Origin of the sequence: Achromobacter sp., from assembly GCF_036567245.1 — a bacterium.
Lineage (GTDB): Bacteria > Pseudomonadota > Gammaproteobacteria > Burkholderiales > Burkholderiaceae_B > Achromobacter.
In genome coordinates this window covers 1-6786 of record NZ_DATCUY010000669.1, presented here as the reverse complement: position 1 = coordinate 6786, position 6786 = coordinate 1, and the positions used below count along the sequence as shown (strand labels likewise).

At 66.5% G+C, this 6786-nt stretch carries 7 protein-coding genes; 4 read left to right on the top strand and 3 right to left on the bottom strand.

Annotated features, from left to right (window positions below; genetic code table 11):
* Positions 1–22 precede the first annotated feature (22 nt).
* Together VIR09_RS28590 and VIR09_RS28585 are read right to left on the bottom strand one after the other, a co-directional pair.
* Positions 23–571: a hypothetical protein gene (locus VIR09_RS28590; protein ID WP_013395902.1), complete on the bottom strand. Its 549-nt coding sequence runs from the start codon at positions 569–571 to the stop codon at positions 23–25.
* Between the two features lie 105 nt (positions 572–676).
* Positions 677–1645, bottom strand: coding sequence for a LysR substrate-binding domain-containing protein (locus VIR09_RS28585; RefSeq protein WP_332015937.1), 969 nt, complete (start codon positions 1643–1645; stop codon positions 677–679).
* Between the two features lie 107 nt (positions 1646–1752).
* Between VIR09_RS28585 and VIR09_RS28580 the strand changes: the two genes are divergently transcribed.
* The 3 genes from VIR09_RS28580 to VIR09_RS28570 are packed head-to-tail and all read left to right on the top strand — an operon-like array spanning position 1753 to position 5718.
* A complete protein-coding gene (locus VIR09_RS28580; protein ID WP_332015936.1) occupies positions 1753–4044 on the top strand; it encodes an NADP-dependent malic enzyme in 2292 nt (763 codons plus the stop codon).
* The gene (locus VIR09_RS28575; RefSeq protein ID WP_332015935.1) at positions 4025–5254 is read left to right on the top strand and encodes a patatin-like phospholipase family protein; all 1230 of its coding nucleotides are present in this window, start codon (positions 4025–4027) and stop codon (positions 5252–5254) included. The genes VIR09_RS28580 and VIR09_RS28575 overlap by 20 nt, the downstream gene beginning before the upstream one ends.
* The gene (locus VIR09_RS28570) at positions 5251–5718 is read left to right on the top strand and encodes a barstar family protein (RefSeq protein ID WP_332015934.1); all 468 of its coding nucleotides are present in this window, start codon (positions 5251–5253) and stop codon (positions 5716–5718) included. The genes VIR09_RS28575 and VIR09_RS28570 overlap by 4 nt, the downstream gene beginning before the upstream one ends.
* Positions 5719–5731: 13 nt before the next feature.
* On the opposite strand, the gene VIR09_RS28565 is transcribed toward VIR09_RS28570, so the two are convergent.
* Positions 5732–6463, bottom strand: a complete 732-nt coding sequence (locus VIR09_RS28565) for a 16S rRNA (uracil(1498)-N(3))-methyltransferase (protein ID WP_332015933.1) — start codon at positions 6461–6463, stop codon at positions 5732–5734.
* Positions 6464–6669: 206 nt separating this feature from the next.
* Here VIR09_RS28565 and VIR09_RS28560 point away from each other — a divergent pair.
* Positions 6670–6786: hypothetical protein (locus tag VIR09_RS28560; protein ID WP_332015938.1), on the top strand; the 117-nt coding region annotated here is incomplete at its 3' end.

Here is a 6786-nt window from a genome sequence, read left to right as displayed (position 1 = left end):
GCCAGCAGGCTCGCGGCGCGCCTCACTGCAAGGAGCCCCAGCGGGCGGTGGCGGGCTCGGCGCTGGCCCAGCGCCAGTGCTCGCCGTCGCGGCAGACGGTGGTGACGTAGAACTCGCGCAGGGGATCGGCGCCGGCCTTGTCGGCGGGCGTGTCGATGGAGAAGACCACTTCCTTGCACTCCAGGTTTACGCCGCCGATCAGGCGGCTGACGGTGACCTGGCCCTGCGCGTCGCTTTCGATGGGTAGCTGGTGCTTGACCTGCCAATTGGCGACCTTGCCCACTGCCAGCGGGCCGGCGGCCATGGCGATGGCGTCCTGCTCTTCGCCGCGGGTCTTGCGTTGGGCGTAGGCCAGCGCGGCCTTGGCGCCGGCCTGCACGCCCAGGCCGATGCCGGTGGCGACGGTGGCGTTGTCAGTGACTTTATTGGCGATGGCGGTACCGGCGATACCGGCCGCGGCGCCCGTGCCTTCGCTCAGCAGCGAACTGCAGCCGGACAATCCGGCGAGCGCGGCCAGAGCGATGAGGGCGATCGCGCCGCGGCCCGGGTTGATAGGCGGAAGTGTGAACAACTGCGTGCCCTCCTGCTTGTTGCTTGGCGCGGGAAGTATAGGAGGGCGCGCCTCGGTGGAGCGAGCGTCTTTGCATTTGTTGGCAATTTTGCTGCCGCGCGCGGTTCAGGCGGACACGCGCGCGCCCTTGGTGTAGGCCTCGCGCAGCGCGGTGGCGAACAGCGCGTCGACGTTGCGGCGCAAGTCCCCGGCGCGCGTGAACAGAGCGATCGGCGGCAGGGTCCAGTCGAAGGAATACGGCACGATGGCAGCGCCGGCAATGCGCACCAATTCGTCGGCGATGTCGGCGGGCAGGATGGCCACGGCGCGGTCGCTGGCCACGATCATTTCGCCGATCAGCTTGGACGAATCGCTCTGCACCGAAGGCGTCGGGGGCGCCAGCCCTGCGCGCAGGAAGATCTCGGACACCTGTTCGCGGATCGGACTGTCAGGCGTGCCCAGGATCCAGTCCAGGTCGGCCAGCCGGTTCCATTCCAGCTTCGACCGGCCCAGGCGGGCGGCCAGCCGGCGGCTGGCGATCAAGCGCGGCTGCTGGTGGTACAGCACCTCGAAGCCCAGATTGTCCATATCCACCGAGGGCGTGGCCCAGCCCACCACCACGTCCAGCGTGTGGTCGCGCAACTGGCGCAATAGCGCCGGCCCCTGGCCCTCGTGGACCGTGGCGGTGATCCGGCGGCCTTGCGGCAGGGTCCGGCTGATGGCGGACGACAGCATCTGTCCGGACACGAAAGGGATGACGCCGATGTGCAGATGGGCGGCATGGCCGGCCGCCACGGCTTCCATTTCCTGGACCAGATGGCCCAGGTCGTGGACCAGGGCGCGTGCCCGCGCCAGCACCACCGCGCCCAGCGGGGTGGGCGTCATGCCGCGCACCGAGCGCTCGAACAGGGGCACGTCGAACATGCTTTCCAGTTCCGCCAGGGCATTTGTCACGGCCGGCTGGCTGGTGGCCATGTGCTCGGCCACCCGGGTCAGCGAGCCGTGCTGCTCGATCTGCAGCAGCAGCGCCAGATGGCGCATTTTCAGCCGCGAGGTCAGTTTCCGGAGAACGAGGTCCGGGTCAAAGGCTGTCATAGGTAATGCATAAGATAAAGGTTATGGAACAATATTAAAGTTGAATGATCTGCTTATGCATTGGAGCCTAGAATTTTTCCTATATCAAGACAAGGAGGCTCTGCCCCATGAATACGCAATCGGACCGCCAGGCAGCACTGGACTATCACGAGTTCCCGACCCCGGGGAAGATCTCCGTCGTGGCGTCCAAGCCGCTGGTCAACCAGCGCGACCTGGCCCTGGCGTATTCGCCCGGCGTGGCGGCAGCCTGCGAAGAGATCGTGGCCGATCCGGCCAATGTGTACCGCTACACGGCGCGCGGCAATCTGGTGGGCGTGATCACCAACGGCACCGCGGTGCTGGGCCTGGGCAATATCGGCGCGCTGGCCTCCAAGCCGGTGATGGAAGGCAAGGCGGTGCTGTTCAAGAAGTTCGCTGGCCTGGACGTGTACGACATCGAGATCAATGAGACCGACCCGGACAAGCTGGTCGAGATCATCGCCGGCCTGGAAGCCACCTTCGGCGGCATCAACCTCGAAGACATCAAGGCCCCCGAGTGCTTCACCGTCGAGCGCAAGCTGCGCGAGCGCATGAAGATCCCCGTCTTCCATGACGACCAGCACGGCACGGCCATCACCGTTTCTGCGGCTTTCATCAATGGCCTGAAGGTCGTGGGCAAGGACATCAAGCAGGTCAAGGTGGTGACTTCCGGCGCCGGCGCGGCCGCGCTGGCCTGCCTGGACCTGATGGTGGACCTGGGCCTGCCGCTGGAAAACATCTGGGTCACCGACATCGAAGGCGTGGTCTACGAAGGCCGCACCGTGCTGATGGACCCCGACAAGGCGCGCTTCGCGCAGAAGACCGAGGCCCGCAAGCTGGCCGAAGTGATCCAGGACGCCGACGTGTTCCTGGGCCTGTCGGCCGGCGGCGTGCTCAAGCCCGAGATGGTCGCGGCGATGGGTCCGCGTCCGCTGATCCTGGCGCTGGCCAACCCCACGCCCGAGATCCTGCCGGAACTGGCGCAGTCGGTACGCGACGACGTGGTCATGGCCACGGGCCGTTCGGACTACCCGAACCAGGTCAACAACGTGCTGTGCTTCCCGTACATCTTCCGCGGCGCGCTGGACGTGGGCGCCACCACCATCACCCGCGAGATGGAAAAGGCGGCGGTCTACGCCATCGCCGAGCTGGCCGAGGAAGAGCAGAACGAAGTCGTGGCGGCGGCCTATGGCACCTACGATATTTCGTTCGGCCCTGAATACCTGATTCCCAAGCCGTTCGATCCGCGCCTGATCGTGCGCATCGCTCCGGCGGTGGCCAAGGCCGCGATGGAAGGCGGCGTGGCCACGCGTCCGCTGGCGGACCTGGAAGCCTACGAAGAGCAGCTGCAGCAGTTCGTGTACCACTCAGGCGCCTTCATGAAGCCGCTGTTCTCGGCGGCCAAGCGCATCGTGCGCGAAGGCGGCCCGGCCCGCATCGTGTTCGCCGAAGGCGAGGACGAGCGCGTGCTGCGCGCGGTGCAGGTGATCGTCGACGAAGGCCTGGCTCGTCCCATCCTGGTGGGCCGCCCCTCGGTGCTGCTGACCCGCATCGAAAAGCTGGGCCTGCGGCTGCGCCTGGGCGAGGACGTCGAAGTCACCAATCCGGAATACGACGAACGTTTCCACCAGTACTGGACCACGTACTGGGAACTGATGTGCCGCCGCGGCATCACCAAGGAAATGGCGCGCGTCGAAATGCGCCGCCGCATGACCCTGATCGGCGCGATGATGGTGCGCCTGGGCGATGCCGATGGCATGGTCTGCGGTTCGGTGGGCGCCTACCACGACCATCTGCGCTTCGTGGACGAAGTCATCGGCCGCCGTCCTGGGCACAACGTGTACGCCGCCATGAACATCCTGCTGCTCAACGAGCGCACGGTGGTGCTGGTGGATACGCACGTCAACGATGAGCCCTCGGCCGAGCAGATCGCAGAATTCACCATCGCTGCCGCCAACGAGATGCGCCGCATGTATCTGGCGCCCAAGATCGCGCTGCTGTCGCGTTCGAACTTCGGTTCGGGCAGCTCGGCCTCGGGCGCGAAGATGCGCCGCGCACTGGAGCTGGTGCGCCAGGCCGCGCCGGACCTGGAGATCGATGGCGAGATGCACGGCGACTGCGCGCTGGACGAAGCGCTGCGCATGCGCATCCTGCCGTCGTCCACGCTCAAGGGCCAGGCCAACCTGCTGGTGTGCCCGAACGTGGACTCGGGCAACATCGCCTACAACCTGCTGAAGACGGCCGCGGGCGGCAACGTGGCGGTGGGTCCGTTCCTGCTGGGCGCGAATGCGCCGGTGCACATCCTGACCTCCAGCTCCACCGTGCGCCGCATCGTCAACATGACCGCGATGACGGTGGTCGATGTCAATACGCCGCGTTGAAGTAACGCCATCCGGTCCGGCGTGCCCGCGCACGCCGACCGGCCTGGTCCTGACCGGAGGCGGCGCCCGCGCCGCCTATCAGGTGGGCGTGCTCAGCGCCATCATGGAGTTGCTGGATCCAGACTGGCACTCGCGCTTTCAGAATCCTTTCCACATCATCTGCGGCACGTCCGCCGGCGCCATCAACGCCGCCGCGCTGGCCTGCCGCGCCGACCGGCCCCATCTGGGCGTGCGCCGCATCCGCCGGCTGTGGTCCTCCCTGAATACCGACATGATCTACCGGGCCGACGCGCCCGGCCTGATACGCACCGGGGTGCGCTGGCTGGGCCTGCTGTCGCTGGGTTGGATGTATTCGGGCCTGACGCGCAAACGGCCCCATTCGCTGCTGGACAACAGCCCCATGCAGGGCTTGCTGGAGCGGGTGCTGGACTTCCAGCACCTGCGCACCAACCTTGAACGCGGTGCGCTGTCGGCGCTGGCGATCACGGCCTCGGGCTACACCAGCGGCGAGCATCTGACTTTCTATCAGGCGCACACGCCCATCGAGCCCTGGCATCGCTATCTGCGGCTGGCGCTGCCCACGCCCATCGGCATCGACCACCTGATGGCTTCGTCCGCCATCCCCTTCGTCTTTCCTGCCCGCCAGGTGCAGGTGCACGGCAAGGGGGAATGGTGCGGCGACGGCTCGATGCGTCAACTTGCGCCCATCAGCCCGGCCATCCACCTGGGCGCGCATCGGGTGCTGGTGATAGGAACGGGCTTTCGCGACGAAACCCACCCTGAAAACCGCGAGGACTCGCCGCCGTACCCCTCGCTGGCCCAGGTTGGCGGGCATGCGCTGGCCAGCATCTTCCTGGATGGCCTGTCGGCCGACGTCGAGCGTCTGGAGCGCATCAACTTCCTGATGGACCAGTCCGGATCGGACGGCGCTCAGGGCCACGCGCGCCGCATCGAGGTCCTGACGATCACCCCCAGCCAGTCGCTGGATGTCATGGCGCTGGAACATTTGCAGGATATGCCGGCCCAGGCCCGTGCCCTTTTCCGCGTACTCGGTGTATCGTCCGACCCAGACCGTCCCGGCGGCGGGTCACTGATGTCCTACCTCTTATTTGAATCCAGCTACACCAAGCGATTGATTGAACTGGGTTATGCCGATACGATGCAGCGTAACGACGAAGTGATCGCCTTTTTCAAGGGGGCTCAGGCATGACGCGCAATGGCCAATCTACTCTGCAGCGGCAGCTGCTGCGCGGCGGTGCGCTGGCCCATGACGGGCTGGACAAGAAGGCCGTGGTGGATGCCGCCCATGAGCTTGGCCTGGCCCTGTTCGTCGCCAATTGCGATCCTGCCCGCAGCCGTTCCGCGGTGCTGCGCGCCATCGTCAAAGCGGTCGATTTTCCCGAATATTTCGGCGGCAACCTGGACGCCCTCTACGACTGCCTGTGCGACACCGTGCTGGATCACAAGACCGGCGTGGTGCTGTGGTTGTACAAGCTGCATTCGGGCGATCCGGCGTTGGAAGAAGACGCCGGCCGCATCGAAACCGTTTGTTCCGACGCCGCGGATTTTGCCCGTGAAAACGGTCGCATTTTTTCGTATGTCATCGAACATGCCGGGCGCCATCCGGACCCCGAGCCCGGGGTAGCGGCAGCGCCCTACGGCGAAGACCACTGATTCAGCAGCAGCCCTACCAGGCCAGCAGCGCGCTGGCCGCCGATAGCAGCGCCAGCCCCGCGGTCTCGGTGCGCAGCACCCGGGGGCCGAAGCGCACGGCCTGCACGCCCGCCTCGCGGGCCAGCGCCAATTCCTTGTCCGACCATCCGCCTTCCGGACCCACCAGCAGGGTCAATTCCCGCAGGCCGGGCGCGGCCCGCAGCGTGCCGGCAAGATCGTCCTGAGCTTCCGGGTGGCACAGCAGGCGCAGGCCGTCAGCGGGCTGCTGCAGCCAATCGGCCATAGTGAGCGGCGCGTCCACCGTCATCAGCCGGTTGCGGCCGCATTGTTCGCTGGCGGATTGCGCGATGCGCTGCCAGTGCGCCACGCGCTTGTCGAGCCGGGGGCCCGACAGCTGCAGCACGCTGCGTTGGGCGGCGATGGGGCTGACGCGCGCTGCACCCAGTTCCACGGCCTTTTCCACCACCCAGTCCATCTTGTCGCCGGAGGGCAGCCCCTGCACCAGCGTGACGCGTCCGGCCAGCTCGGCCTCGCGGGAAGAGAATTCGCCCAACTGGGCAAAGCCGGCCTTGCCGTCCACTTCGAGCGTGGCGGGATACTCGCCGCCCTGGCCGTTGAACAGCGCCACGGCTTCGCCCGCGCGCAGCCGCAGCACCCGCAGCGCATGGTGCGCCAGGGCCTCCGGCAACGCCACGCGGGCGCCGGCGCTCAGGGGAATGTCGCAGAAGAAGCGGGGGGCTGACATGAATGTGTGCTTAAGGTTTGGGGGAAGAAGGACTATTTTGCCCCCCGTGGGGGCACTTGCGCGAAAGGGCAGCTAGCCTAGCACGGGGCCGCCTTCTGGCCGATGGCGTGGGGGAAACCCCTGGATGCTAAAATCCCTTGCTTCGCAACCTACTCAACTGGCCCCTATTTCGATCGTAGGCCCGCCAGCTTCAAAGAGCCTTCCGAATGAGCAATCCGACCGCCCCTAAACTTGCCTTGGCGGATGCCATCCGCGCCCTCGCGATGGACGCCGTGCAACAAGCGAACTCCGGGCATCCGGGTGCTCCCATGGGCATGGCGGAA